This window comes from Ruminococcus sp. FC2018 (assembly GCF_000621805.1).
Taxonomy (GTDB): domain Bacteria; phylum Bacillota; class Clostridia; order Oscillospirales; family Ruminococcaceae; genus Hominimerdicola.
In genome coordinates, this window is the sequence record NZ_JHXH01000007.1 from 53980 (window position 1) to 79125 (window position 25146).

The following is a 25146-nucleotide window of genomic DNA, read 5'->3' on the forward strand; positions in this document are numbered from 1 at the left end:
TTGAGGTGACTGAGATGTTTGCCGCAGGGATAGTGGCTGAATACAACCCGTTTCATAACGGGCATAAATATCATATAGAGCAGACCAAAAAAATGGGCGCAGACCATATAGTTGTGATCCTCAGCGGTGATGCTGTCCAGCGAGGCGACACTGCGGTTTTTTCCAAATATGACAGAGCACAGATGGCAATAGATCAGGGAGCAGATCTTGTGATCGAGCTTGCTGCACCATATTCATGCGCCCCTGCACAGGTATTTGCTTTAAATGCAGTCAGACTGCTTGCCGGCTTTGGCGAGAACGTTATACAAGCTATTTCATTTGGCTGTGAATGCGCCGATCCGGACAAGCTTAACAGCACTGCTGATCTGATCGGCAGACTGGAGGAAAGCGACAGGTTTAAAGAGCTTATCTCTGCCGGTCTGACCTATCCGCAGGTCGTCAGCATTGTGGCACAGGAGATGTCCGAGGATGTAAAAGATATTCTGTCCGATGCCAATAATGTGCTTGGTATAGAGTATATCCGTGCAGCACACGCCCTTGCTCCCTGGATAGCTCCTTTGTGTATAAAAAGGACAGGCCCCGGACATGGGGATACCACAGTGTCTGAGGGATTTGCAAATGCCACACTTTTGCGTGATCGTCTGAAACACGGCGAGGATATATCTTCGTTTGTCCCCCAATTACCTGAAGTACCTGCCGCATTTATCCGAAAGGCTGACAAAGCACTTTTGTATAAGATAATCAGCGCAGATAAAAAGACCGTTGAAAACTGTCCGTTTGTTACTCAGAGTATCATAAACCGCTTTAATAAAGCAATTATGCAGTGCCCGGGATCCCTTGATGAGCTGGCAGAGCTTATAAAAAGCAAGGACATCACAATGTCAAGGGTAAGACGTTTTCTGATCCATATTGCCCTTGGAGTAACCCACAAGGATATGCTCACGCCCGTGCCTTATGGCAGGATACTTGCACTAAACGGCAAAGGTGCCCGGGTGCTTGTAAAAGCAAAAAACAGGTCGATAGACTATGATACCTCTCTTGCAAGACTGGAAAAGAATGACGAATGTAAACGAGTTGCTTTTCTTGAGTGTAATGCGGTAAGACTAAGAGAACTCTGCTCGGATGTTTCATTTTCCAACGAGTATAAACGAAAGATCGTTATTACGAAATAGTGGTGATAATTATTAAAAGAACAAGCAGAGTACTGAGCTTTCTTATAATACTTGCGTTATGTATTTCATGCTTTCCGTTGATTGTATATGCCGACGGTGATAATAAGCTTCCCGAAAAGTTTGATCCCCGTGAAAGCGGAAAGGTGACACCTGTAAGACAGTCTCCTGAAAAATATGATATCTGCTGGGCTTATGCCACCGTGGGAGCAATGGAACAAAGCATTGTTTTCAGCGGTCTGGACAACACGTCTGTTGACCTTTCCGAAAGCTCGATGGTCTGGTTTTCCGCACAGAGCGAAAAAGAGAACGTCGCCCCTCAGCAGCGTTACTCCACAAACTATATAACATCTCCCATGTTTGCCGCCGCAAGGATTCAGGGCATTGAGTACGAGGTCGATGAACCTACACTTTTGAACACACCGTATCTTAATCCTGTGTCATATTCCCAGCAGGGAGTGGCTGACTATGAGCTTGATAAGGTGGAAAGGGTAAGCGGTGACATAAACGCAATAAAAGAGAAGCTTATGGAGTACGGCGGCGCAGCAGTATGCTATCACAGCGATACGGATTATTTCAGCAGCGACCATAAGAGCTATTATCAGGATAAGGAAAAGTCTGTTAACCACAGCGTTACCGTTATCGGCTGGGATGATAATTACAGCAGGGATAATTTCGGGAGCGTAAAACCGGAAAGTGACGGAGCGTGGCTGGTAAAAAGCGTCTGGGGTACTCGCAATGAAGACGGATTTTATTGGATATCGTACTGTGAAAGTGAGCTTAAGGACTTTTACTTCTATAAGCTTCAAAGATCCGTAAGTGACGATGTCTATACCCATAATAAAGGAAATGATAAGATAATTGTCTCTGCGCAGGGTGCCGTGCAGGCTGCAAATGTGTTTACCGCCCGTGATAATGAGAGTCTTGAACAGGTCTCGTTTTTTATTGAAGGCAACGGCGGTAAGGGCACAGAGTATATGGTGCGTATTTTCAAGGATGTGAAGGATAATTCCCCTGTAAACGGCATCGAGATACTTGATAAAATAGGCACAGTTCAGTACGATGGCTATGTTACAGTTAAATTTCCCGAGCATATCAGGTTTTCCAAAGGGGACAGATTTTCTGTTGTTGTTTCATTGAAATCGGAAAACGGCAATAACTATTTTGTGGCTGAGAGTGCTGCCTGTGAGAGAAACAGGGGCGAAAGCTATTATTTCAGCGAGAAAAGCGGCTGGCAGGACAGTATACAAACCAGCTTTGCAAACGCATATATCAATGCGTATACCTCAAAAAGCTCTGCTGCGGATGTCTCGGAGCTGAAGGAAAAGATAGAGCAATATGAAAATACAAAAGGAATGCAGCGTGCGGTGGAGTATGCAAGAAATGTTGCCTACCGTTCTCAGCTAACAAATATAGTTGTCAATAAAGCTAACAGGCTGCTTGAAGCTGCTAAAAATGAGCGTGACAGCTATGTTGTAATCACAAATTCTGATGAGTGGAACGACTTTGCCAAAAGTGTGAGCGGCGGTACCGAATTCACCGATAAGATAGTTATGCTGGAATCGGATATTGACTTTTCGGATAAAGATTTTGTTTCTGCCGGCACACCGGAAAAAGGGGAGTTTAACGGATACTTTTACGGTAACGGTCATGTTATGCGAAATATACGATCCTCCTCTTCGGGAGTTTTTGCAAAGCTCGGGAATTATGCCGTTGTAAGAGAGCTTGTTATCCAAAGCAGCAGCTTTACCGCTGAATCTGTCGGGGGTATCGCAGGATCATGCGAAAGAGGGACAGTCATTGCCTGCGGATTTTACGGAGAGCTTAATGCACAGCGTAAAGGCGGTATTGTCGGAGACCTCCGAAGCGGAACAATAAGTGATTGCTATTTCTGCGTCAACGGTGTTGACAGCCCTGCAGCAAGGTATGCAGACGACGGTAAGTACAATGTCCAAAACTGCTATGCTTTGTCTGCACAGGATGTGAATGAGGCAGAACGCACAGCAAAGCTGCTTAATACAAATGGGGAAAGAAATGTTTTTACCCAGAGGTTTATTGTGTCGGATAATACTATCCTGCCAATATCAAAGGACACTAATGTTATCCATGGAGAGCTTGATATAGAAAACAAAAGTCCAAGTGTAAGAAAGGGATTTGTTATAGCTGCCGTTTCATGTGTAGCAGTTATAACAGCCGTTATCGCTATTTTGGTATTATCCGCAAGAAAAAAACACAAAAGAAAGCTTAAAAGCAAGCGTTAATAAAATATTTATATTCTTGGGTTGGCAAAAAATATAAAATATGCTATACTTATTATTTGTAAGTTAAACTGATTGAAAGGTTGGTATTGAATATGAAAGCAGTTGTAACAGTTATAGGTAAGGACGCAGTTGGTATACTGGCAAAGGTAAGTACTAAATGCGCTGAGTATAATGCAAATGTCATCGAGGTGACACAGTCTGTTATGCAGGAAATGTTCGCTATGATAATGATGGTGGATATTACTAAGCTCAACAGCGATTTTGCCGCTATGGCAGAGTCACTGGAAAAGCTGGGTGAGCAGAACGGTCTTAAAGTTACCGTTATGCATGAAAATATTTTTAACTGTATGCACCATATTTGATGAGAGGGATACTGCAAAATGATAAATGTTTACGATATACTTGAAACCATAAGAATGATACAGGACGAGTGCCTTGATATCCGTACCATAACCATGGGCATCTCGCTTCTTGACTGTATCGACAGTGATATAGATGTTGCCTGCAAGAAGGTATATGATAAGATAACTACAAAGGCAGCCCGACTTGTTGAGGTAGGCGAGCAGATCGAAAGGGAATATGGCATACCGATCATAAACAAGCGTATTTCTGTAACTCCGATCGCTATTGTTTCAGCTGCCTGCAAGTGTTCACCGGTTAAGTTTGCAAAAACCATGGATGAAGCGGCAAAAGCGGTAGGTGTAAACCTTATCGGAGGGTATTCCGCCCTTGTTCCAAAGGGATTTTCGGCAGGTGATATAGAGCTTATCAAGTCTATCCCTGAAGCACTTGCCTCTACCGAGAGGGTGTGTTCATCGGTCAATATCGGTTCCACAAAGACCGGTATAAACCTTGATGCCTGCAAAATGATGGGACAGATAGTGAGAGAATGTGCGGAAAGGACAGTGGAGCAGGCTTGCTTCGGCGCAGCAAAGCTTGTGGTTTTCTGCAACGCTGTTGAGGATAATCCGTTTATGGCGGGAGCATTCCACGGCGTGGGTGAACCTGACTGCATGATAAATGTGGGAGTATCAGGACCGGGCGTCGTAAGAGCGGCACTTAAAAAATATCCTGATGCAGATATAACAAAGATCTCCGATGTTATAAAGGAAATATCCTATAAGATCACAAGAGTTGGTCAGCTTGTGGGAACAACTGCCTCAGAAAGACTTGGTGTCCCATTTGGCATAGTGGATCTTTCTCTTGCACCGACACCCGCTGTGGGTGACTCTGTTGCACATATCCTTGAGGAGATCGGCCTTGAAAGATGCGGTACCCACGGTACTACCGCTGCACTTGCACTTCTTAACGATGCTGTGAAAAAAGGCGGCGTAATGGCTTGTTCGAGAATAGGAGGACTGTCGGGCGCATTTATTCCTGTTTCCGAGGACGCAGGAATGATCGATGCCGCAAAGAGCGGTGCTTTATGCATAGAAAAGCTGGAGGCTATGACAGCAGTATGCTCTGTGGGACTTGATATGATCTGTGTTCCCGGCGATACACCTGCGGATACTATATCTGCAATTATCGCCGATGAAGCGGCTATCGGAATGGTAAACAGCAAGACCACTGCGGTGCGTATAATCCCGGCTATCGGCAAAAAGGTCGGAGAGGAGCTTGACTGGGGCGGACTGTTTGGATGTGGTCCTGTAATGCCGCTGAAAAAAGAGTCTCCGAGCAAGTTTATAAACAGAGGCGGACAGATACCTGCACCTCTTCATTCACTTAAAAACTGATATCCCGATGGGAGCGTGATCGTAATGATCCTTGCGGTTAATACCAACTATACCAAAACAACTCCCTTTGAGGAGCGGATCAGACTTATAAAAAACGCCGGCTTTAAAGGCGTGATCATGACATGGAACGGAAGCGATGTTTTTCAGCAGGAGCTTTTGTGCGTAAAGGAAAACTGTTTGCGTATTGAGAGCGTGCACGCACCTTTCCACATGATGAACAACCTGTGGACCGATGAAAATCCCATGGAAAGCCTTATCAAACTACATGGTGCCATTGATTCGTGCCATAACTTTGCAATAAAAACTTTGGTCGTCCACTGTACCGATACACTTGATCCCCCCGCTGTCAGCGAGTGCGGAAAAAAGTATTTCAAGGGCTTGATAAGATATGCCAAGAGCATGAATGTTGATCTTGCTTTTGAAAATATCGAGCGTCCGGAGTATCTTGATGTAATTTTTGGAGAGTGCGATGACACAAACGTTAAGCTCTGCTATGATGTGGGACATGAAAACTGTTTTTCCAAAGGCAGCGATGTGCTGAGCAAGTACGGTGACAGGCTTAAAACACTGCATATACATGATAATGACGGCACAGCAGACCAGCATATCATCCCCTTTGACGGCAATATAGATTACAGCAGGTTTATCGCTAAGCTCAAAGAACTTGACTTCTATGGTATAATTGCCCTTGAGGTCATGCGTAACAGAACGGATATGTATAATGACCTTTCTGATGAACAGTTCCTTGCCAAGGCTTTTTCAGCTGCAAAGAAACTGTTTGAAATGAGACAGGGGTGATATAGTGAATGTAAACGGTCTTTTGGATTGTCATACCCACTGTATGTTTTCTCCGGACGGAAATGACGACCCGGTCGAACTTGTAAATAAAGCTGTTGATCTGGGGCTAAAAGCTCTTGCTGTTACCGACCACTGTGAATGCAATACCTGGTTTGAGCCTGAGTATTATGGAATTGACAGTAAATCGGCTGATGAAGACGATATTTTGATGTATAACTGTAAAGAATACCATAATAAAAGCCTTGAAAAAATGCAAGAGCTGAAGCAAAGACATTATGATGACGGCTTTGAGTTTATTCACGGGGTCGAGCTTGGGCAGCCGTTACAGGCACCTGAGATCGCAAGAGAAATTACCTCGGATAAGAGCATAGACTATATAATCGGCTCGCTGCATAATAATTCGGGGGAGAAGGATTTTTATTTTCTTAGCTTTGACCGTTTGAGCATGAATGACATCTATTCGCTCCTTGATGATTATTATGCACAGGTGCTTGAAATGTGCCAACAGGCGGAGTTTGACATTCTCGGTCATCTTACATATCCTTACAGATATATCTGCGGAAAGTACGGAATACAAATTGACAATAGCAGATATAAGGATATAAGTGCCGAAATATTCAGAACACTGATCGCAAAAGGAAAGGGCATAGAGATCAATACGTCGTCCCTTTTTACCCACCTTGCCAGCACAATGCCGGGTGAGGAGCTTGTAAGGCTGTACAGGGATCTGGGAGGAGAGATACTTTCTCTGGGTTCCGATGCACACTGCGCCGAAAATGTCGGGCAGGGAATAGACATTGGTGCTCAGCTCGCAAAGAGCTGCGGATTTAAGTACGCTGCTTATTTCAAATAGCATAAACCATATTTTATATCTTTATAAAAAATAAGAGAGGCTTTTCCATCTGAAAAAACCTCTCTGTTTTTGTTTTATTTATCAGTCGCCCATTGCGTTTTTAGCAATAACATCTGCAAACAGGTTAGCAGGAAGCTGCTCATAACGTACCTTTTCAAACGTGTAGGAGCCTCTGCCCTGAGTTGTCTGTCTCAGATACATAGTGAAGTCGGACATTTCAGCCATCGGGACTTCAGCAATGACCTCGGTCAGTCCTGCCTTATCAGAAGGATTCATTCCAAGGACCCTGCCTCGCCTCTTGTTAAGCTCACCCATAATATCACCGGTGTTGTCATCGGGAACCAGAACATTCAGCGCACCGATAGGCTCCAGCAATACAGGATCAGCAAGTCTCATGCCTTCCTTGTAAGCAATGCTTGCAGCCATTTTAAATGCCATTTCCGAGCTGTCCACCGGATGATAAGAGCCGTCCACCAATATAGCTTTCAGACCTACCACAGGGAATCCTGCAAGAACACCCTTCTTGATGCTTTCCTGAAGCCCCTTTTCAACAGCAGGGAAGAAGTTTTTAGGAACAGCGCCGCCAAATACCTTTTCCTCAAATATAAGCTCGTCGGAAACGCATGGCTCAAACTCGATCCATACATCACCGTACTGACCGTGACCGCCGGACTGTTTCTTATGGCGACCCTGAACTTTGACCTTCTTTCTTATGGTCTCTCTGTATGCGATCTTAGGAACGGATATGTCTACATCAACACCAAAACTATTGCCCAGCTTGCAGATAATAGAATCCAGATGTACACCACCCAGTGTGCTTATTATCTGCTCCAAAGTATCCGGATCCTGCTCGTAAGTAACAGTCTTGTCTTCTTCGAGGATCCTTGAGATAGCGTTGCTGATCTTGCTTTCATCACCCTGTGAAGCGGCTTTAACTGCCATTTTATAGCTTGGCTTTGGAAATTCCATTGAAGGGAACTTTACAACCCTTGCTGCATCACATATAGTATCGTTGGTGTTTATATTCATTTTAAGAGCAACTACGATGTCTCCACAGCCTGCCTGAGCAACATCAGTCTGTTTCTTTCCCAGAAGTGTAACAAGCTTTCCAACCTTTTCTGTACTTCCGGTCGAAGCGTTTACCACCGATTTGTTAGGAGCTAAGCTTCCCGAAAATACTTTTATAAAGGACATTTTGCCTACAAACGGATCTGCGACAGTCTTGAAAACAAAGGCTGTGAGCGGATCGTTCTCATTACATTCAATCTCAACAAGCTCGCCGTTTGCATCCTCGCCCACCATTGCATCCTTTTCGGAAGGAGGAGGAAGCAGCAGGTCGATCTCCTTCAGGAGCATATCGACTCCGGAGAGATCGGTGCTGGATACACATACAACAGGCGTTATAGCACCGCTGTTCATTCCCTTATGGATACCGTCTGTAAGCTCTTTCTGTGTAAAAGCTTCACCGGAGAAGAACTTTTCAAACAATGCCTCATCTGTCTCTGCGACAGCCTCGGAAACTGCCTCGACAAGACCGTCGATACGGTATTCCATATTTTCTGCGATCTCTGCGGTAGGCATATCTGTTGGTTCTGCCTTACCGTTAACGTACTTGTATGCCTGCATCTCAATGAGGTTTACGTAGGAAACGATCTTTCTGTCCGCTATTACAGGAACAACAACAGGGCACACCGTTGGTCCGAACTCAGCCTTGAGCTGTGTAAGAACGTTGTTGAAGTTTGCGTTTAAGTCATCAAGCTTTGTTACAACGAACATGGTTGGCTTATTGTATTTTTTTGCACAGTCATATGCCTTATGTGTTCCGACCTTAACGCCGGATTTTGCGGAAACTGTTATAAGCACACATCCGCTTGCATAGATCCCTTCGATCATCTCGCCTTCGTAGTCAAACAGACCCGGGGTATCAAGCATATTTACCTTGAACTCACCTGTCTCCATTGTTGTGAGAGAGGTGTAAACCGAGGTCTTTCTTGCGATCTCGTCAGGGCTGAAGTCTGAAACGGTGTTGCCGTCTGCTACCTTACCCAGTCTGTCAGTAGTTCCGCTTTTGTATAGTAATGCCTCTGTAAGTGATGTCTTACCTGAACCTGCATGACCTGCAATGGCAATATTTTTGATTTTGGTGCTGTCATATTTTTTCAATTTAATCTCTCCAATCGTGTCTTTGGACTGTTTCGTTTGACCATGTCCATATGAATATTTGCGGATATGTACTAAATATACAAAAAAGTGTGTCCGCATAGGTTAATTATATACTATTTAAACTACCTTTACAATAGATTTTTAGAAATTTCTTTTCGTTAATATGAACAAATTTTATACTTGATTTTCTACAAACTGAACATTGAACATATTTTTGATGCCTTTCGGGTTTTAACATATTACTGCTTCGTGGCATATAATTTAAGCATAGACAGGTGTTAAATTTAAGATTCTGGCAACTGCGGGACGGAGGCATAAATATGGATAGACCGGTGATTTTGAGTGTGGGCGGAGATAACAGAATGATATATGCCTGTGGTGAGCTTTCCAAGGTTTGGAAAGTATATTCATATGCTGCCCCCGGGAAAAGCGGGGATACGATCATTCTTACAGATCCCGGAACTATGAATGAAAAAGCCGATATACTCCTGCTTCCCTTAATGCATGATGATAGCTTTTATGTTTCCTCTGCCGCAGGGGATATCCCGTTTGAAAGCTTTATCTGCCATCTGAATGAAAACGCACTTGTCCTCGGAGGAAGAATGGCAGAACCGGTGTGCGATCACTTTAAGTCAAAGGGCTTTGAGGTCTGCGATTATTATTCCCGTGAGGAACTTGTAATTAAAAACTGTGTACCTACTGCGGAAGGAGCTCTTTTTATTGCAATGCAGGAGCTGATAGTTGATATTTGCGATACAAGGACTCTCATAACCGGATACGGCAGAGTTGCAAAAAGCTGCGCAAAAGCTTTCTCGGCTCTTGGGTCTGAGGTCGCTGTTGCCGCAAGAAAGACTGCTCAGCTTGCAGAGGCGGAAAATAACGGTCACAAGCCTGTCAGACTGACCGAGCTTGAAAAGGAGATAGAATATTACGACATTGTTATAAATACAGTTCCTGCTATGATATTCGGAGAAAAGCAGCTTGAAAGGCTTAACAGCAAGGCGGTGCTCATTGACCTTGCGTCCGGCAAGGGCGGGGTAGACCGTTGTGCTGCTCAGCGCCTTGGAAAGAGATATATCCACGCTCTTGCCATACCCGGAAAATACGCTCCCGAATCTTCGGGAAGGATAATTGCCGATACTGTCAGGAACATAATCACCGAAAGGAGAGAAAAAGATGTCCCTTAAAGACATTAGGGTGGGCTATTGCATCTGTGGTTCCTTCTGTACATTTGAAAAAAGCTTCAAAGCTGCCGGGGAACTTACCGCAATGGGTGCAAAACTTATCCCCGTTATGTCATTTAATTCTGCCACGCTTGATACACGCTTCGGGAGTGCCCGTGATAATATTGCCCGTTTTGAACAGATAGCCGGCACAAGCGTCATAAAGACCATTGTTGATGCAGAACCGATAGGACCAAAGAAAATGTGCGATATAATGGTCGTTGCCCCCTGTACAGCAAATACTCTTGCAAAGCTTGCACTGGGAATAACCGATACACCGGTAACAATGGCTGTAAAAAGTCATCTGAGAAATGCCGGACCGGTTGTAATAGCTGTTTCCACTAATGATGCACTTGCAGGCTGCGCCAAGAATATCGGAATGCTTCAGAATTTAAAGAACTATTATTTTGTTCCCTACAAACAAGATGATTACGAAAAGAAACCCAACTCTATAGTGGCGGATTTTACTCTGCTGCCTCAAACCCTTGATGCAGCCCTCAGCAGAAAGCAGCTTCAGCCGGTAATTCTCTGATAAAAGCACCGTAAAGTTAAATCGCTTTACGGTGCTTTTGCATATTTCATATAAAATAATCAAAAATGTGTTGACGTTTTTGTATTAAAGTGATATAATGATAAAAATATGGATAGCTTTGTTCTGTAACTTGCTGATTCCATAATGAATGAAAGGACATTTTACTATGAAAAATTTATTGTTTGTTTCATCCGAGTGCGTCCCCTTCATTAAAACAGGAGGTCTTGCCGACGTTGTAGGTTCCTTGCCAAAGTGCTTTGACAAAAGATACTATGACTGCCGTGTGTTTATACCCAAGTATATGTGTATGGACAGCAAGTGGAAGGACCAGCTTGAATATGTTACCCACTTTTATATGGATTACGACGGACAGAGCAGGTACGTTGGTGTCCTGAAAATGGAATATGAGGGCGTTATCTTCTATTTCCTCGATAACGAGTATTATTTCTGCGGTGACAAGCCTTACCTTGAGCATCATTGGGACATTGAGAGGTTTATCTTCTTTGACAGGGCAGTGTTGTCTGCGCTTCCGCTTATAGATTTCCGACCGGACGTTATCCACTGCCACGACTGGCAGGCAGGTCTTGTTCCCGTATTTCTCCATGACAGCTTCCAGGGCGGAGAATTCTACCGTGGCATAAAAACCGTAATGACCATACATAACCTTAAATTCCAGGGCAACGACAACGTTGACAGGATAAAGTGGCTTTCCGGGCTTTCCGATTACTATTTCTCCATAGATAAGCTCAGAACAGGAATTGACGGTAATATGCTCAAGGGTGGTCTTGTATATGCCGATGCTATCACCACCGTAAGCAACACATATGCCGAGGAGATAAAGACTGCATTTTACGGCGAGGGACTTGACGGACTTATGAGAGCCAGAAAGAACGACCTGCGAGGAATCGTAAACGGAATAGATTACGATGATTACGACCCGAGTAAGGACAAGCTTATCAATGTAAAATACAGTGTCAAGAACGTTGTTGAAAAGAAGGTGCACAATAAGCGTGCACTTCAGGAAGAACTTGGGCTTGAGATCAACAACGACCGATTTATGCTTGGTATCGTAAGCAGACTGACCGATCAGAAGGGCTTTGACCTTATTGCATATATGATGGAGAAAATGTGCCAGCAGGGAATACAGTTTGCCGTTCTTGGCACAGGCGACGGAAAGTACGAGGATATGTTCAGATGGTTTGCCGGACGTTTCCCCGGACAGGTCTCTGCAAATATCTATTACAGCAATGCTCTCAGCCACAGGATATACGCATCTGTAGATGCATTCCTTATGCCTTCACTGTTTGAACCATGCGGACTTTCTCAGCTTATGTCCCTGAGATACGGTACGGTGCCTATCGTGCGTGAAACAGGAGGCCTGAGAGATACCGTTGAGCCATATAATCAGTTTGAGCATACCGGTACCGGATTCTCCTTTGCAAATTACAATGCACACGAGATGTACAATACAGTAATGTTTGCCAAATATATATTTGATGACAGACGTGACGAGTGGAATGAAATAGTCAAAGCCGGAATGTCAAAGGATTTCTCCTGGCAGGCATCGGCTGTAAAGTATCAGGAGATGTATGATTGGCTCATAGGCTACTGATATGTAAATAAACATAACAGCCCCCGTTTGAACATAGTATTGTTTAAGAAACGGAGGCTGTCCTTATGTTTAAAAGAAAAATAGTTGTTTATTCGATCTGTCTTTTGTTGGCTTTATCAATGCATTTGTTCTGCAGCAGTGTGTCTGCTTCAGACGGAACTGAAAAAAATGCTGAGCAGGCTTCAAAAATCACACCTGCTGAGCAAGACGTTTCGTCGGTCACTGCAAAGAGCTTTGTACTTGTTGAGATGCAGACCGGTAAGGTGCTGTACGAAAGGCAGGCAGATACGGTGTTTCAATCTCTTCACTTCAACAAGCTTATGACTCTGCTGCTGCTGAGCGAAAAAATCAGAAGCGGTGATATTGATTTTAACCAAACATTTAAGGCTTCAAGCCGTGCAAACAGCTGTAAAGACCCTCAGATATGGCTGGAAAACAACGAAGAAATAACTGTTGATGAGCTTATAAAAGCGATCACGGTGGGCAATGCCAATGATGCTGCCGTTACAATAGCCGAAGGAGTATCCGGCAGCGAGAAAAAATTCGTTGAGTCAATGAACGAAAAGGCGAGATCTCTGGGCATGAACAAAACTGTGTATAAGGATTGTACAGGGACAGATGCAGCAAATGTTACCACTGCCAACGATCTGTCAAAATTATGTACAAGACTTGAAAAATATGATTTTCTGGCACCGTATATGAAAACCTGGCTCATAACTGTTAGAAACGGTAAAGCTGAGCTTGTGAATAACAATACCCTGGTCAGAACATACGGCGGTATCAGCGGTATGAAGGCGTTTTCTTCGGAAAAGCTCGGCAGCTGCAGCTGTGTAACCGTGAATAAAAGCGGAATGAAGCTTTGTGCCGTAGTTTTTGGAAGCGCAGATAAACAAAAGCGTGATAATGACGTTAAAAAGCTTTTCAAAGCGGCAACGGACAGCTTTCAGACCTATACGCCAAAAGTGCCGGAAAAGCTGTTGAAAAACATACCTGTTACAGGCGGAGCAGAGCTGGAATGCGAGCTTGAGCTTGAAAGCGAGCCTCTGGTGATTATTAAACGAGGCACATCAGCTGAGCTGAAAGAAGTTTCGGAGACTTCGGAAATACTTGAAGCACCCGTCGAAAAGGGACAGGTTTGCGCACGCTATACCCTTGAGTACGACAATAGCCCTGTATGTACGGTAAATATCGTAGCTAAGGACGATATCAAGAAAATGGACTGGATATGCGGAGTTAAAAAACTTTTATATAATCTTCTTAAATTGTAAACTTTTTTCGTTAAAGTGCACAAATGCTATTTTTGGTTTGCAAAACCCTTGAAAAGTGAAAAAAAATATTGTATAATCTTTTTAGTTAAATTGAAAGGATCTGACTGTATTGTCTATAAAACTGCAAACAAAGTATCTTAAAAAGTTTATTGGTGAGGATGAATATAAAGGTGTAGCTCCGCTTGTAACTGCCGCTCATGCTTCTCTTGAAGCCAAAAACGGTCTTGGCAGCGACTTTCTTGGCTGGGTAGACCTTCCCACAAATTACGATAAGGAGGAGTTTGCAAGGATCAAGGCAGCTGCCGAGAAGATCAAAAAGACCTGTGATGTGCTTGTTGTTATCGGCATCGGTGGTTCGTATCTTGGCGCAAGAGCTGCTATTGAGTTCCTGAAATCCCCGCTTTATAACAATCTTTCAAAGGACACTCCCGACATCTATTTTGTCGGCAACAGCATAAATCCTACATATCTGAACGAGGTGCTCGCTATTTGTGATGGCAAGGACGTGTGTGTAAATATTATTTCCAAGTCGGGCACAACTACCGAGCCTGCACTCGCTTTCCGCATTTTTAAGCAGATGCTTGAGAAAAAGTACGGTAAAGACGGGGCAAAGGAAAGGATATTCGCTACAACAGATAAGGCTAAGGGCACACTTAAAGAGCTTTCTGACACACAAGGGTATGAAACTTTTGTTGTACCTGATGATGTTGGCGGAAGATTCTCGGTACTTACTGCAGTTGGTCTGCTTCCTATAGCCGCTGCAGGCTGCGATATAGATAAGCTTATGGAGGGCGCAAGAAAAGCCCAGAATGCCTATGCTAAAGACGATAACAACGACTGCTACAAGTATGCTGCTATAAGAAATATACTTGCAAGAAAAGGCAAATCTGTTGAGATGCTGGTTTCCTACGATCCTGCATTTACCATGATGGGTGAGTGGTTCAAGCAGCTCTTCGGTGAGAGTGAAGGAAAAGACGATAAAGGTATTTTCCCGTCATCCGCAACATTCTCCACCGATCTTCATTCTCTCGGTCAGTTTATCCAGGACGGCTCAAAGATCATGTTTGAAACCGTTGTTGATATTCTTAAGCCAAAGAAGGATCTGTGGCTTGAAAATGACGCTGAGAACCTTGACGGACTCAATTTCCTTACAAATCAGAATATGTCGGTGGTAAACAAAAAGGCTTTCCAGGGAACTATCCTTGCTCACACCGAGGGCGGTGTTCCTAATATTGTCATTGAGGTGGATACTCCTGATGAGGAAAATCTTGGTGAACTTATCTACTTCTTTGAGAAGGCTGTGGCTGTTTCCGGTTATATGATGGGCGTAAATCCATTTAACCAGCCCGGTGTTGAGAGCTATAAGAAAAATATGTTTGCACTGCTGGGCAAACCGGGATACGAAGGTGCAAAGGCTGAGCTTGAGGCAAAGCTAAATGCTGAATAAAATATTGGGATAATGAGTGGAAACACTCTTAAAATAAAGCTTTTATAAGCAGAACGGAGAGTTTATTATGATCAATTTAATTCCAGGAAAAAAAGGCACAGGCAAAACCAAGATCCTTGTTGAGGCGATCAAAAAAGCAGCTGAAAGTGCTACGGGAAATGTGGTTTGCATCGAGAGAGGGATGCAGCTCACCTATGATCTGCCGCACAATGTCAGACTTGCCGATGCAGAGGAGTATGGCGTAAACAGCTATGATGCATTCTACGGCTTTGTTGCAGGTCTTCTCGCTGGAAACTATGATATACAGGAAGTATTTGTAGACGGAATCCTTAAAATCGGCGGCAGAGACTATGAGGCTCTGGGTGCAATGCTTGAAAAGGTTGCTATTCTTTGTAAGGACGTAAACATTATATTTACTGTTTCTGCAGACGTTGATGAACTGCCTGCGAAGGTCAGAGCTTATATCAAATGATTTGATCTGCTGAGGCAGAAAATTGAAAAAAAGTATTGACAAATCGCAAAACAAGGTATATAATACTCTTTGTGATGTTCGAGGTGTAGTATGAAAATACAGCTTAGACAGATCTTCGATATAGTTGGAGAGTCGCTTTCTATCGACTATTCGATAGGAGTTGATGAGCTGGAAAATGCCGGTGGTTATTCATTCAAGTCCCCGGTTGTTATCAAGGGCATGATAGTTAATCGTGCCGGAGTTGTTAAACTGACCTATGAACTTGATGCCGAGCTTGAGCTTGAGTGTGACAGATGCCTGAGCGAGTTTGTTAGAGATTATCATTACAGCTTTGAACACATACTTGTCACTCACACAAACAGTGATGACGATATGTATGTTGTCTGTGATAATGATGTGCTTGATATGAATGAGCTTGCTGTATCAGATCTGTTGCTGCAGCTGCCGACTAAAATACTATGTAAACAAGATTGTAAGGGACTATGTTGTACCTGTGGTCAGAACCTGAATGAGGGAGATTGCAAGTGCGTCAGCCATAACTGACGGTCCTTTCCAGAATGCCGAAGAGGAGGTGCCAAAATGGCAGTACCAAAGAGGAAGGTTTCCAAAGCCAGACGTGATAAGAGACGTTCAAATGTTTGGAAACTTGATGCACCTGCACTTTGCAGATGCTCAAACTGTGGTGAGCTTACTTCACCCCACAGAGTATGCAAAAACTGCGGATACTATAAGGGTGTAGAGGTTATCAAGAAGGAAGCATAAGCTTCATATCGATAACAGGATAATTTGCATTTATAAAGGCAGAGGTTGAGTTTATTTCTTCCTCTGCTTTTTATTTTTATGCACGTTTTTGGTTGATTTTTCTTTTGGAATGTGCTATACTATATCTTGGGTATGTGTGTAAATATGTAGTATTGGAGTTGATCGGATGTCATTGCCCGTTGTAGCCATAGTTGGCAGACCTAACGTGGGCAAATCTACGCTGTTTAATAAGCTTATTGGTCAGAGATTGTCGATCGTTGAAGATACTCCCGGAGTTACAAGGGATAGAATATACGGAAAGTGCGAATGGCTATCAAAAGAGTTTATGCTTGTAGATACAGGCGGTATCGAGCCTGATTCAAATGATGTTATTCTTGAACAGATGCGAAGACAGGCGGAGGTTGCCATTACCAGTGCAGATGCCATAATATTTGTTACTGATATGAGAACCGGTGTTACTGCAAGCGATTATGAGGTCGCTCAGATGCTTCAGAAATCCGGAAAGCCTGTTGTTCTGTGCGTTAATAAATGCGATGCTCTTGGTGAACCGCCGGCTGAATTTTATGAGTTTTATAATCTTGGACTTGGTGAACCGTATGCAGTGTCGTCTGTACATGGACATGGTACAGGAGATATGCTTGATGAGGTGCTCAAGTATCTTCCGGAGGAAAATGAAGACGATGAGCAGGATGATGTTATCAAGGTCGCTGTTATAGGAAAGCCAAACGTTGGTAAATCATCGATAATCAATAAAATCTGCGGTGAGGAGAGAGTAATTGTTTCCAACATCGCCGGAACCACACGAGATGCCACCGATTCGGTGATAGAAAATGAAAACGGAAAGTTTATCTTTATTGATACAGCCGGTATCAGGCGTAAGTCAAAGGTGCTTGACAGCATTGAAAAGTATTCTGTTTTGCGTGCTTACATGGCGGTGGACAGAGCAGATGTTGCGGTCATAGTTATTGATGCAACAGTCGGATTCACCGAACAGGACTCAAAGGTTGCAGGATATGCCCATGAGAAAGGTAAAGCCTGTGTTGTAGCTGTAAATAAGTGGGATGCGATAGAAAAAGAGACAAATACCATGAATGAGTTTATAAAGGATCTTGATAATAATTTCTCCTTTATGAGCTATGTTCCTTATGTTTTTATTTCCGCAAAGACCGGACAGCGCATGAATACGCTGTTTGAAAAGATAAAATATGTTGCTGAGCAAAACTCGGTAAGAATACCTACCGGACGGCTTAACGAGGTGCTTTCCTATGCGACCTCACGGGTGCAGCCGCCTTCGGATAAGGGAAGACGACTGAAAATATACTATATGACCCAGGTGTCAACCAAGCCGCCTACATTTGTTTTCTTTGTTAACAGGGCGGAGCTTTTCCACTTTTCTTATCAGCGCTATCTGGAAAATCAGATAAGGGAAGTCTTTTCACTCGACGGTACGCCTATCGTGTTCAAAATTCGTGAGCGTGACCGAAACGACGTTAAGTAATTTCTTTTTTGGGAGGAAGTTTAGTGTCATACCTTGCAATAGCTTTTACTGTTGTATTTTCATATCTGTTCGGAAGCCTTAACTCTGCGATCCTCGTATGCAGGATAATGAAGCATAAGGACATAAGAGAGTATGGCAGTAAAAATGCCGGACTGACAAATGTATATCGTGTGTTCGGAAAGGGACCGGCTCTTGCTACACTTATATTTGACCTTATAAAGGGTGTTGTTGCAGTTGTTGTTTGCAGAATTGTCGTTACGGATCTTATGAACGTCACTTTCTTTGGCGACAACAAGTTTATCGGATACCTTGCAGGCCTTATTGTTATGATCGGACATATTTTCCCTGTCTTTTACGGTTTTCACGGCGGAAAAGGTGTTTTGCTTGCAGCTACGACCCTTCTGACCATTGATCCGTTGACCTGTGCTTTGTCTGTGGGAACATTTATTTTTCTTGTTGTAGTAACAAAGTATGTTTCGGTCGGTTCTATAGCTGCAGCTATATCTTATCCTATTTTTACTTTTGTTGTCCAGTCTTTTATTTTCCCGTATCCCCAGGGCGTTATTCCTAATACGATCGTCGCTGCTCTTATCGGAATTATTATTGTTTATATGCATAAACCTAATATAATCAGACTTATGAACGGTACCGAAAATAAATTCGGCAGCAAGAAAAAAAGTTCTGAAAGCAGTACAAAAGACAATTAAATCGAAAGGAGCTATAGTATGGCTCGTGTAACAATTCTTGGATCAGGTGCATTCGGACTTGCGCTTGCCGTTATCTCCGATAACGCCGGCAATGATGTCACGGTGTGGTCGGCTTTTGAACAAGAAATTGAAACTATCAGAAAAACCGGTGAAAACGCTGCAAAGCTCCCGGGTGTAAAGATAAATGAATCTATAAAACTAACTACAGATATATCTTGTGTAAAAAATGCAGATATTGTTCTTTTGGGTATACCGTCATCGTTTTTAAGGGGTGTTTGCGAACAGGCGGCAGGGTTTATGGATCCTGAAACTGTTATTGTTAATACATCCAAAGGTCTTGAAGCAGATAGCTTTAAAACAATGAGCCAGGTAGCGAAAGAATGCTTCCCTCTAAATACAGTGGCTGTCCTTACCGGACCTTCTCATGCGGAGGAAGTGGGTCGTGGGATACCTACAACCGTAGTTACAGCCTGCGATGACTATAATGCGGCTAAAGTGATACAGAAAGCATTTTCAAGTCATACTTTCAGAATATACCTGTGTGACGATGTTATTGGTGCGGAAGTAGGCGGTTCGCTCAAGAATGTTATAGCCCTTGCCGCAGGTGTGTGTGACGGACTTGGTCTGGGGGATAACACAAAGGCTGCCCTTATGACCAGAGGTATCAATGAGATACGCAGGCTTGGTCTTGCGATGGGTGCTCAGGCTGAAACATTTGCCGGACTCAGCGGTATAGGTGATCTGATAGTTACCTGCTGCAGTATGCACAGCCGTAACAGGCGTGCAGGAATCCTTATTGGAAAGGGTACCGATCCACAGGAGGCTGTTAAGCAGATAGGAACAGTCGAGGGATATGTGTGTACAAAAAACGCATATGCACTTTGCAAAAAACTTGGGGTTGATATGCCTATCACATGTGAACTGTATGATATACTCTATTGCGGAAGATCTCCGAAGGATGCTCTGTCCACATTGATGAACAGACCATGGACAACGGAACTTGAAGCAGATTTTCTTAAAAACTGATCGGGAGAACAGATTATGATCAAGACCGTACATATCAAAACAAAAGAACAGACTGCTTTTTACAATATAACAAGCTATGTAAGACAGGCAGTTATTGAGTCGGGAGTAAATGAAGGAATTGCAGTCGTATTTTGTCCGCATACCACAGCCGGTATAACTATAAACGAAAATGCAGATCCCGACGTGGTCAGAGACCTTTCGCTTGCGCTTAACAAAACATTTCCCGACAGACCTCAGTTCAGACACGCAGAGGGAAATTCCCACGCACACATGAAATCGACTTGTATAGGCTGCTCGGAAACAGTTATAGTCAGCGACAACAGACTTTTGCTTGGAACATGGCAGGGGATATATTTTGTTGAATGTGACGGTCCGAGAGAAAGGACGTTTTTCATCAAGGTAATGCGAGGATAAGTCAATAATACGGGTGAGCCCGGAAAAAATATATGTTAAGGAGTTGCATCAATATGGAACCAAAGTACAAAAGAATACTTCTGAAGCTTAGCGGTGAGGCTCTTGCCGGTGATAAGAAAATGGGGCTTGATTACGATGTTATCAATTCTTTTGGGAAAAGCATCAAAAAATGCGTTGATGCCGGAGTTGAGGTAGGAATTGTTGTTGGCGGCGGAAACTTCTGGAGAGGACGCTCCAGCGGAGCAATGGACAGAACAAGAGCTGACCATATAGGTATGCTGGCGACAATAATGAACTCGCTTGCTGTTGCCGACGGACTTGAGCATTGTGGTCTGGAGGTTAGAGTCCAGACATCTATTTCCATGCCTCAGGTTGCTGAGCCATACATAAGAAATAAGACAATTAGACATTTTGAGAAGGGAAGAGTCTGCATCTTTGGCGGCGGAACAGGTAACCCGTTTTTCTCTACAGACACCGCTGCAGCTCTGAGAGCGGCTGAGATCGAAGCAGATATTTTCTTTAAAGCAACAATGGTTGACGGTGTTTATGATAAAGACCCTCATCAGTACCCGGATGCTGTAAGATATGATACTCTTACTTTCAATGAGATACTCTCAAAGGGTCTGAAGGTAATGGATTCCACTGCGGCTGCAATGTGTCAGGATAATAATATTCCTATCCTTGTTTTTGACCTTAGCAGACCTGACAATATATACGATGCCTGCATGGGTAAAAACATCGGTACAATAGTTAAATAAAAATAAAGGAGCGATAATTATGAAAGAACTTAAAGAAAAAGCAAAATCCAAAATGGAGAAGTCGATAAACGTTATGCTTTCCGAATTTGCATCTATCCGGGCAGGCAGAGCTAATCCTAATGTACTCGACAAGGTCAAGGTGGATTATTACGGTTCACCTACACCTGTCAATCAGATGGCTGCTGTTTCTGTTGCAGAGGCAAGGGTGCTGGTTATCACTCCATGGGATAAATCTACATTAAAGTCTATTGAAAAGGCTATCCAGGCTTCGGATATCGGTATAAATCCGCAGAACGACGGACAGGTTATCCGTCTTACATTCCCGCAGCTTACCGAGGACAGACGTAAGGAGATTGTTAAGGAAGTTAAAAAAGGCGGAGAGGATACCAAGGTTGCAATTCGCTCCATAAGACGTGATGCTATGGAAAAAATAAAGGCAAAAAAGAAAAACAGTGAGATCACCGAGGATGAGCAGAAGGACGGAGAGGAAGCAATCCAGAAAATGACCGATAAGTTCTGCAAGGAAGTTGATGAACACGTTGCAGAGAAGGAAAAAGAGATCCTTTCTATTTGATTTGTGAATTGATGAGGTTTTAAAAATGGCTTTGTTCGGCAAAAATAAAAGCGGATCAAACAGCGATCTGAATATCCCGGTACATGTGGGTATAATCATGGACGGAAATGGCAGGTGGGCTAAAAAGCGTGGTCTGCCAAGAAAGATCGGACACCGTCAGGGTGCTCAGAACTTTCGTACCATAACAAAATACGCTAAACAGGTCGGGATAAAATATCTTACCTTCTATGCCTTTTCGACTGAGAACTGGAGACGTCCTCAGGAAGAGGTTGATGCTCTTATGGACCTTTTTGAGAAGTATTTGGATGAGGTCAAGGATTTTATAGAGGAAAATATACGTATCCGTTTTATCGGCGACAGGACTAAGCTCAGACCGTCTTTACAGGATAAAATGCTTGATGTTGAGCAGACGTCAAAGGATTTTGACTCAATGACGCTGCTTCTTGCAATAAATTACGGCGGCAGGGATGAGATCTGTCATAGCTGCAGGACTCTTGCTCAGCTGGTCAAGGACGGCAAACTTGAACCCGAAGACATCACTATGGACATGATCGAACAGAATCTGTACACTCAGGAAGTGCCGCCTGTGGACCTTGTTATCCGACCAAGCGGTGAACAGAGACTTTCAAATTTTATGATCTGGCAAAGCGCATATGCGGAGTTCTATTATTCCAATATCCTCTGGCCGGACTTTAAAAAAGACGATCTTGATAAGGCTATCGTTGCCTATAATGACAGAAACAGACGATTCGGAGGAGTGTAAAAAATGAGCACACGTATTAAATCAGCTGCTGTTGCACTTGTAATTGCAATAGTTCTGTTGGTACTTCATGACACTTTTGTTTTTAATATCGCACTTGGTTTCATAACGGCTATGGCTGTCTGGGAGATTTTCCGGGCAACCAAATTTGACAAGCATTTTAAGGTATGTATTGCCTGTTATGCTTTTATCGGGCTTGACGCTTTAATGCCGGCACTGCATGCTCATGGCTGGATGACTTTCTTTAATTCCCAGCTTTATTATTTGTTGTTTATTATAGCTGTCTGCGTTTTGTATCTTTCAGATCATAAAAATTTTACCTACACAGATTTCTTTGTTATGATCGGCGTGACTTCGCTTGTAAATTACTGTATGCATCCTCTCATTGATATGTCCCGCAGAGGCGGCGGTGTTTTCCTGCTGGTAATAACTCTTTGCGGTGCATGGCTTGCAGACAGCGGTGCATATTTTGCCGGAACATTCCTTGGAAAGACAAAGCTCTGCCCTGAAATAAGCCCTAAAAAGACTGTTGAAGGACTTATTGGCGGTGTTATCTCAAACGGTGTCATCATGCTTATTGTTTCCCTTTGTTACAGATACCTCTTCAAAGGCCTTCCGGTGCGTTTCGGATGGATATTTGTAGCAGGTATGATGTGCGCTCTTATCGGGCTTGTTGGCGACCTTACCGCATCTATTATTAAAAGACAGACAGGTATCAAGGATTATGGAAACATAATGCCCGGTCACGGCGGTGTAATGGATAGATTTGACAGCGTATTGCTTGTAGCACCTTTTATGTTCTATCTCTATACACAGGGTATGATAATAGGTTAAAGAATTATTGACGATTAGGGGCAGGCTGAAAGCTTACCCCTATGAATATTTAAAAAGGACAAAGCTATGAAAACAATTTCTATAATCGGCTCAACAGGTTCAATTGGAACTCAGGCAATAGAGGTGTGTGACAAGCATGGTCTGAAGATCGCTGCACTTGCTGCATATTCAAATGTTGAGCTTCTGGCACGGCAGGCTAATGAGCATAAGGTCAAAACTGTTTGCATATACTGTGAGCAAAAGCTTGATGAGCTGAAAAAACTGCTTGACGGCGATGTTACTGTGTTAACCGGAATGGATGGTCTGAAAACCATAGCTTCAATGGACGGCGTTGACATTATGCTTAACAGCGTTGTAGGCATGGTAGGTCTTATACCTACCCTGACTGCTATCGAGCACGGCACAGATATTGCGCTTGCCAATAAGGAAACACTTGTGGCAGGAGGTAAGCTTGTAATTAACAGGGCAAAGGAAAAAGGCGTTAAAATATATCCTGTTGACAGCGAGCATTCTGCGATTTTTCAATGTCTTCAGGGCAACAAGAAGGAGCAGCTGAAAAGTATTATCCTGACTGCCTCCGGGGGACCTTTCTATAAGAAGACAAAGGCGGAACTTGAAAACGTTGGTGTTGAACAGGCACTTGCTCACCCGAACTGGTCGATGGGCAGAAAGATAACCATAGATTCTGCAACGCTTATGAATAAAGGACTTGAGTTTATTGAGGCTATATGGCTTTTTGATCTTAAGCCGGAGCAGATCGAGATAGTTGTTCAAAGGGAAAGCGTAGTACATTCGGCTGTTGAGTTCAATGATAACTCGGTAATAGCACAGATGGGCGTTCCGGACATGAAGATCCCTATACAGTATGCACTTTTGTATCCTGAAAGGGTTGATTGTCCGACAAAGCACTTGTCTCTTACTGACTATGGTACACTGAGCTTTGATAAGCCTGATTATAAAACCTTTGATTGTCTGACAGCCTGCATAAAGGCGATAACCGCAGGCGGTACCAAACCGGCAATAGTCAATGGTGCAAATGAGGTTGCAGTTGCAGCTTTTCTTGACGGAAAGATAAAGTTTTTAGAGATCGGAGAGCTTGTTACAAAGGCTCTTGAAAATATAGAGGGAAAAGATATTACTTGTGTGGATGATGTTCTTGAGGCTGATAAAACAGCGAGAGAATATGTAAGAAAGCTGATAATTGAAAGGGAAAAATGATATATGAGAACTTTGGGTTCAATATTATTTGCGGTGTTGATGTTCGAGATAATAATAGTTATACATGAGTTCGGACATTTTATTGTTGCAAGGTGGAACAAGGTCAAGGTAAATGAGTTTGCTATCGGAATGGGTCCTGCCATATTCAAAAAGAAAAAGGGTGATACCATTTATGCACTTCGTATCATTCCGTTCGGAGGATATTGTGCAATGGAAGGTGAGGATGGCTCCAGCGATGATTCCAATGCTTTCTGTAAAAAGAAAGTATGGCAAAGGGTAACGATCGTAATTGCCGGCGTTGTAATGAATTTCATTCTTGGGTTTATCCTTTTGCTGGTAAATACAGCTACCAGCGGTCCCTATGCATCAACCACCATATCTTATTTTGAAGATGGTGCATCCTCACACGCAACAGGTCTTGAGCTTGGAGACAGGATCGTCAAGATAAACGGTATGCGTATTTTTACAACGGCAGATATGTCTTTCCAGTTCAGAAATGATAAAGACGGAGTTTTTGATATTGTGGTCGAAAGAGACGGAGAGATAAAAGAGCTTAAAGATGTTAAGTTCTCAACCAACGAAAAAACGATGCATATAGATTTTAAAGTTAAGCCTGTTGCATTGAATGTGGGGACTGTGCTTTCACAAACACTTAAAACAGGAGCGTCGGACGCAAGACTTATCTTTATATCTTTAAAGGACATTATTACTGGTAAGTATTCTCTTCGTGACCTGAGTGGTCCGGTTGGCATTGTGGATACAATAGGTGATGTTGTTGATTCTGAAACTGATAAAGAGACAGGCAAGATAGACTGGTCAAGCCTTATCCACACAATGCTGTCTATTTCGGCATTTATTACGATCAATATCGGTATTTTCAATCTTTTGCCTTTGCCGGCACTTGACGGAGGAAGGCTGGTTTTCCTTATTATTGAGGGCATCAGACGTAAACCTGTAAAACCAGAACATGAGGGAATGGTGCATTTTGTAGGACTTGTTGCCCTTTTGTTATTAATGGCTATTGTAACCGTAAGCGATATAATAAAACTATTCTGATATGA

General features: G+C 43.2%; 25 protein-coding genes. 24 read left to right on the forward strand and 1 reads right to left on the reverse strand.

Features of this window, described 5'->3' with window-relative positions; translation table 11 throughout:
- The first annotated feature begins 14 nt into the window (after positions 1–14).
- From T494_RS0106295 to T494_RS0106320, 6 genes are all read left to right on the forward strand, one after another.
- Entirely contained in the window at positions 15–1172 is a 1158-nt protein-coding gene (locus tag T494_RS0106295; protein WP_028505569.1) for a nucleotidyltransferase family protein, read from the forward strand.
- A gap of 77 nt (positions 1173–1249) precedes the next feature.
- Complete coding sequence (locus T494_RS0106300; protein WP_242836400.1) at positions 1250–3430, forward strand: lectin like domain-containing protein; 2181 nt, start codon at positions 1250–1252, stop codon at positions 3428–3430.
- Positions 3431–3522: 92 nt separating this feature from the next.
- Positions 3523–3792, forward strand: coding sequence for an ACT domain-containing protein (locus T494_RS0106305; protein WP_028505571.1), 270 nt, complete (start codon positions 3523–3525; stop codon positions 3790–3792).
- An 18-nt stretch (positions 3793–3810) separates the two neighbouring features.
- Entirely contained in the window at positions 3811–5166 is a 1356-nt protein-coding gene (locus tag T494_RS0106310; protein WP_028505572.1) for a PFL family protein, read from the forward strand.
- A 24-nt stretch (positions 5167–5190) separates the two neighbouring features.
- Positions 5191–5964 (forward strand): sugar phosphate isomerase/epimerase, encoded by a 774-nt coding sequence (locus tag T494_RS0106315; protein ID WP_028505573.1) that lies wholly within the window; start codon positions 5191–5193, stop codon positions 5962–5964.
- 4 nt (positions 5965–5968) lie between these two features.
- Positions 5969–6817, forward strand: a complete 849-nt coding sequence (locus tag T494_RS0106320) for a histidinol-phosphatase HisJ family protein (RefSeq protein WP_081777246.1) — start codon at positions 5969–5971, stop codon at positions 6815–6817.
- A gap of 81 nt (positions 6818–6898) precedes the next feature.
- Here T494_RS0106320 and T494_RS0106325 read toward each other — a convergent pair whose 3' ends face one another.
- On the reverse strand, positions 6899–8980 hold the full coding sequence (locus T494_RS0106325; protein ID WP_028505575.1) for an elongation factor G: 2082 nt from the start codon (positions 8978–8980) through the stop codon (positions 6899–6901).
- Between the two features lie 320 nt (positions 8981–9300).
- Between T494_RS0106325 and T494_RS0106330 the strand changes: the two genes are divergently transcribed.
- The 18 genes from T494_RS0106330 to T494_RS0106415 all read left to right on the forward strand — a co-directional run bounded on the left by T494_RS0106330 (position 9301) and on the right by T494_RS0106415 (position 25141).
- On the forward strand, positions 9301–10167 hold the full coding sequence (locus T494_RS0106330; RefSeq protein ID WP_028505576.1) for a dipicolinate synthase subunit DpsA: 867 nt from the start codon (positions 9301–9303) through the stop codon (positions 10165–10167).
- A complete protein-coding gene (locus tag T494_RS0106335; RefSeq protein WP_028505577.1) occupies positions 10157–10735 on the forward strand; it encodes a dipicolinate synthase subunit B in 579 nt (192 codons plus the stop codon). The genes T494_RS0106330 and T494_RS0106335 overlap by 11 nt, the downstream gene beginning before the upstream one ends.
- Positions 10736–10901: 166 nt before the next feature.
- A complete protein-coding gene (gene glgA / locus T494_RS0106340; protein WP_028505578.1) occupies positions 10902–12347 on the forward strand; it encodes a glycogen synthase GlgA in 1446 nt (481 codons plus the stop codon).
- Between the two features lie 65 nt (positions 12348–12412).
- Positions 12413–13615, forward strand: coding sequence for a serine hydrolase (locus T494_RS12500; RefSeq protein WP_051540160.1), 1203 nt, complete (start codon positions 12413–12415; stop codon positions 13613–13615).
- A gap of 109 nt (positions 13616–13724) precedes the next feature.
- Positions 13725–15062: a glucose-6-phosphate isomerase gene (locus tag T494_RS0106350; protein WP_028505579.1), complete on the forward strand. Its 1338-nt coding sequence runs from the start codon at positions 13725–13727 to the stop codon at positions 15060–15062.
- 67 nt (positions 15063–15129) lie between these two features.
- Entirely contained in the window at positions 15130–15534 is a 405-nt protein-coding gene (locus T494_RS0106355) for a hypothetical protein (RefSeq protein ID WP_028505580.1), read from the forward strand.
- Between the two features lie 90 nt (positions 15535–15624).
- Complete coding sequence (locus T494_RS0106360) at positions 15625–16077, forward strand: DUF177 domain-containing protein (RefSeq protein WP_028505581.1); 453 nt, start codon at positions 15625–15627, stop codon at positions 16075–16077.
- A 36-nt stretch (positions 16078–16113) separates the two neighbouring features.
- Positions 16114–16296, forward strand: a complete 183-nt coding sequence (gene rpmF / locus T494_RS0106365; RefSeq protein ID WP_028505582.1) for a 50S ribosomal protein L32 — start codon at positions 16114–16116, stop codon at positions 16294–16296.
- A gap of 166 nt (positions 16297–16462) precedes the next feature.
- Entirely contained in the window at positions 16463–17794 is a 1332-nt protein-coding gene (gene der, locus T494_RS0106370) for a ribosome biogenesis GTPase Der (protein ID WP_028505583.1), read from the forward strand.
- Positions 17795–17817: 23 nt separating this feature from the next.
- Positions 17818–18501 carry a glycerol-3-phosphate 1-O-acyltransferase PlsY gene (gene plsY, locus T494_RS0106375; RefSeq protein ID WP_037344133.1) on the forward strand — a complete coding sequence of 228 codons (684 nt, stop codon included), beginning with the start codon at positions 17818–17820 and terminating at the stop codon, positions 18499–18501.
- A gap of 18 nt (positions 18502–18519) precedes the next feature.
- Complete coding sequence (locus T494_RS0106380; RefSeq protein ID WP_028505585.1) at positions 18520–19527, forward strand: NAD(P)H-dependent glycerol-3-phosphate dehydrogenase; 1008 nt, start codon at positions 18520–18522, stop codon at positions 19525–19527.
- 15 nt (positions 19528–19542) lie between these two features.
- The gene (locus T494_RS0106385; protein WP_028505586.1) at positions 19543–19941 is read left to right on the forward strand and encodes a secondary thiamine-phosphate synthase enzyme YjbQ; all 399 of its coding nucleotides are present in this window, start codon (positions 19543–19545) and stop codon (positions 19939–19941) included.
- A gap of 53 nt (positions 19942–19994) precedes the next feature.
- On the forward strand, positions 19995–20699 hold the full coding sequence (gene pyrH / locus T494_RS0106390; RefSeq protein WP_028505587.1) for a UMP kinase: 705 nt from the start codon (positions 19995–19997) through the stop codon (positions 20697–20699).
- Positions 20700–20718: 19 nt separating this feature from the next.
- Entirely contained in the window at positions 20719–21273 is a 555-nt protein-coding gene (gene frr / locus T494_RS0106395; RefSeq protein ID WP_028505588.1) for a ribosome recycling factor, read from the forward strand.
- Positions 21274–21298: 25 nt separating this feature from the next.
- Positions 21299–22036 carry an isoprenyl transferase gene (locus T494_RS0106400; RefSeq protein ID WP_028505589.1) on the forward strand — a complete coding sequence of 246 codons (738 nt, stop codon included), beginning with the start codon at positions 21299–21301 and terminating at the stop codon, positions 22034–22036.
- A 3-nt stretch (positions 22037–22039) separates the two neighbouring features.
- Complete coding sequence (locus T494_RS0106405) at positions 22040–22867, forward strand: phosphatidate cytidylyltransferase (protein WP_028505590.1); 828 nt, start codon at positions 22040–22042, stop codon at positions 22865–22867.
- 66 nt (positions 22868–22933) lie between these two features.
- Positions 22934–24085, forward strand: a complete 1152-nt coding sequence (locus T494_RS0106410) for a 1-deoxy-D-xylulose-5-phosphate reductoisomerase (protein WP_028505591.1) — start codon at positions 22934–22936, stop codon at positions 24083–24085.
- Between the two features lie 12 nt (positions 24086–24097).
- The gene (locus T494_RS0106415; RefSeq protein ID WP_242836401.1) at positions 24098–25141 is read left to right on the forward strand and encodes a site-2 protease family protein; all 1044 of its coding nucleotides are present in this window, start codon (positions 24098–24100) and stop codon (positions 25139–25141) included.
- Positions 25142–25146 lie beyond the last annotated feature (5 nt).